Raw genomic sequence first — 2610 nt, forward strand, 5'->3', positions numbered from 1 at the left:
GGGGCGGGGCGGCGGTCCCAGTAGGGCTCTGGGCCGAATTTCTCGACGAAGAAGTCGATCACCGTGCGCACTTTCACTGACAGCCGGCGGCTGCCGGGCCAGAGGGCGGCGATCTGTTGCGGTTCGAGGCTGGTGGCCACGTCGAAGTCTTCGAACAGCGCCACCAGCCGGCCCTGGTGCAGGGCTTCGCCAATCAGCCAGGAAGGGAACATCACCAGCCCCAGGCCCTGTTCGGCGGCCTGGGTCAGGGTGTCGGCGTGGTTGCCGGTCAGCGGGCCCTTGACGCTGTAGGGCGTCCAGTCTGCCCGGCCCTGGCGGAAGAACCAGCGCTGCTGGCCAGTCTCGCCCTTGTAGGCCAGGCACTGGTGCCGCTGCAGTTGCTCCGGGTGCTGCGGGGTGCCGTGCCGGGCCAGATACGCCGGGCTGGCCGCTACCCGGTAGCGCTGCGGGGCCAGCAGGCGCGCCTGCATCGAGGAGTCTTCCAGGGTGCCGATGCGAAACAGCAGGTCGGTGCCGTCCTGCAAGGGGTCGATGTAGCGGTCGGTCTGCTGGATATCCAGCTGCAGCTTCGGGTAGCGCCCGTGCAGTTCACCGAGCCAGGGCGACAGGTGGCGCTGGCCAAAGACCACCGGGGCGTTGATCCGCACCAGCCCGGCCGGTTCGTCCTGCTGTTCCTGCAACGCCTGTTCGGCTTCCTCCCACTGCGCCAGTACCCGCCGCGCGTGGTGCCCCAGCAGGCGCCCGGCCTCGGTGGGGCTGACGGCGCGGGTGTGGCGGTAGAGCAACTGCTGGCCCAGGGCCTGTTCCATCAGTTGGATCTGCCGTGAAATGGACGAGGGCGCCAGCCCTTCGCGGCGCGCCACGGCAGAAAAACTGCCCTGGTCGAGCACGGCAATAAACAGGCGCAGGGCCTTGAAACCGAGGTCGTTGAAGCCGTGCATGGGTCGATCCTGCCGTGCGTTTTGCGCAAAGGTGTTGTCGGCATGCTCCCATTTATCGCAAAGCTTGCGCAATCGATAATGCCGGCCATTCCTTGATGTCGAGCAGGTGTTGCATGTCCTCTGAAACGATAGAAGTACCGCTGCCCAACCCGGTGGCGAACGCTGTACCCGCTGCCGGCTGGCAGCGTCTGATGCTGTTGCCGCTGGTGATCCTGGCGGGCATGGGCCTGTCGGTGGAGGCCGGTCTGCTGGGCCCGCTGGGGAGCCAGGTGGGCCATTTGTGGGCGACCCTGAGCATCTTCGGCGTGGGCACGGCGCTGCTGTTGCTGCTGCTGTTGTTCAGCGGCCCGCAGCCCGGCCCGGCCTTCAGCCAGTTGCCGCGCTGGCAGTTGCTGGGCGGGGTGCTGGGGCCGATCTACGTGGTGGTGCTGACGTTGGCCACGCCCCATATCGGCATTGCCATGACCATGATCGCGATCCTTTCCGGGCAGGTGGGCAAAAGCGTGCTGATCGACCATTTCGGCTGGTTCGGCAGCGCCCGCAAGCCGGTCAATGCCGAACGCTGGCTGGCCCTGGCGCTGATTGTGCTGGCCCTGATCCTGATTGCCCGAGGTTGAAGATGAATCTGTTTCTATTGCTGGTTGTGGTGGTGGCCGCCGGTGCGGTGCTGAGTGTGCAGGCGGCGATCAATGGCCGCCTGGGAGAAAGCGTCGGTGTGTTGCGCAGCAGCCTGCTGACCTTTGCCGTGGGTGCCCTGATCACCGGGTTGCTGATCGTGTTTTTCCAGCCGCCCCAGGCCATGAGCCTGCTGCAGGCGCCGAAATGGCAACTGACCGGTGCGCTGTTCGGCGTGGTCTACATGCTGGTGATGGTGGGAGCCGTGCCCCGGGTCGGCACTGCGGTGGCCACGGTGGCGGTGATTCTCGGGCAGTTGGGCATGGGCATGCTGATCGACAACTTCGGCTGGTTCGGCAACCCGGCCATCGAACTGTCGCCCAGCCGCCTGCTGGCGATGCTGTGCCTGACCCTGGCGCTGCTGTTCATGTACCGCAGCAGCGTGCGCCGCGCCTGAACCCGCTTCAATCGCGCTCCAGGCACGCGGCGCCAGCCAGTGCCACCTGGGCGTCTTCACCGGACTTGACCCCGGAAACCCCCACCGCGCCGACCACCTGGCCGCCGACGCGGATCGGCACGCCGCCTTCCAGGGAGGTGAGCAGCGGCGCCGAGAGAAAGGCGCTGCGCCCGCCATTGACCATGTCCTCGTAGGCCTTGGTTTCGCGCCGGCCGAGGGCCGCGGTGCGGGCCTTTTCGGTGGCGATATAGGCACTGATCGGCGCGCAGCCGTCGAGGCGTTCCAGGGCCAGGGGATGGCCGCCGTCGTCGACCACGGCGATGCTCACCGCCCACCGGTGGCGCTGGGCCTCGGCGCGGGCGGCGGCGAGGATGCGGCGGGCTTCGTCTTGACCCAGTACGGCTTTGTGCTGCATGGCGAGCTCCAGGGGCGTGAGGTTCAGGGCAGGGCGGCTTCCAGCACTTCGATCCAGTGCCGTACCGGGGTCCGGCCGGCGCCGTCGAGGTGGCTCTGGCAGCCGATATTGGCGGTGGCAATGAGGTCCGGCTGGCCGCTTTCCAGGGCCTGCAGCTTGTCGTCCCGCAGTTGCCGCGCCAG

At 67.5% G+C, this 2610-nt stretch carries 4 protein-coding genes and 1 pseudogene; 2 read left to right on the plus strand and 3 right to left on the minus strand.

All coding sequences use genetic code 11. From position 1 onward, the window contains the following. Window positions 1–941: LysR family transcriptional regulator (locus F6S12_RS31110; protein ID WP_011060561.1), on the minus strand; the 941-nt coding region annotated here is incomplete at its 3' end. 113 nt (window positions 942–1054) lie between these two features. Here F6S12_RS31110 and F6S12_RS31115 point away from each other — a divergent pair. Continuing rightward, entirely contained in the window at window positions 1055–1558 is a 504-nt protein-coding gene (locus F6S12_RS31115; RefSeq protein WP_015635054.1) for a DMT family transporter, read from the plus strand. A 2-nt stretch (window positions 1559–1560) separates the two neighbouring features. Beyond that, complete coding sequence (locus F6S12_RS31120; RefSeq protein WP_041117272.1) at window positions 1561–2013, plus strand: DMT family transporter; 453 nt, start codon at window positions 1561–1563, stop codon at window positions 2011–2013. Between the two features lie 7 nt (window positions 2014–2020). Here the strand turns inward: F6S12_RS31120 and F6S12_RS31125 are convergent, their stop codons facing one another. Together F6S12_RS31125 and glcF are read right to left on the minus strand one after the other, a co-directional pair. Beyond that, window positions 2021–2428: a heme-binding protein gene (locus F6S12_RS31125; RefSeq protein ID WP_053150549.1), complete on the minus strand. Its 408-nt coding sequence runs from the start codon at window positions 2426–2428 to the stop codon at window positions 2021–2023. Between the two features lie 23 nt (window positions 2429–2451). After that, window positions 2452–2610: pseudogene (gene glcF / locus F6S12_RS31130) on the minus strand (glycolate oxidase subunit GlcF); the annotation flags it as partial.

Source organism: Pseudomonas sp. JV245A (assembly GCF_032424515.1).
In the GTDB taxonomy this organism is placed as follows: domain Bacteria; phylum Pseudomonadota; class Gammaproteobacteria; order Pseudomonadales; family Pseudomonadaceae; genus Aquipseudomonas; species Aquipseudomonas protegens.

Coding starts and splice junctions, on each gene's coding strand:
- F6S12_RS31115 (WP_015635054.1), top strand. CDS start 1,055: ATGTCCTCTGAAACGATAGAAGTACCGCTGCCCAACCCGGTGGCGAAC.
- F6S12_RS31120 (WP_041117272.1), top strand. CDS start 1,561: ATGAATCTGTTTCTATTGCTGGTTGTGGTGGTGGCCGCCGGTGCGGTG.
- F6S12_RS31125 (WP_053150549.1), bottom strand. CDS start 2,428: ATGCAGCACAAAGCCGTACTGGGTCAAGACGAAGCCCGCCGCATCCTC.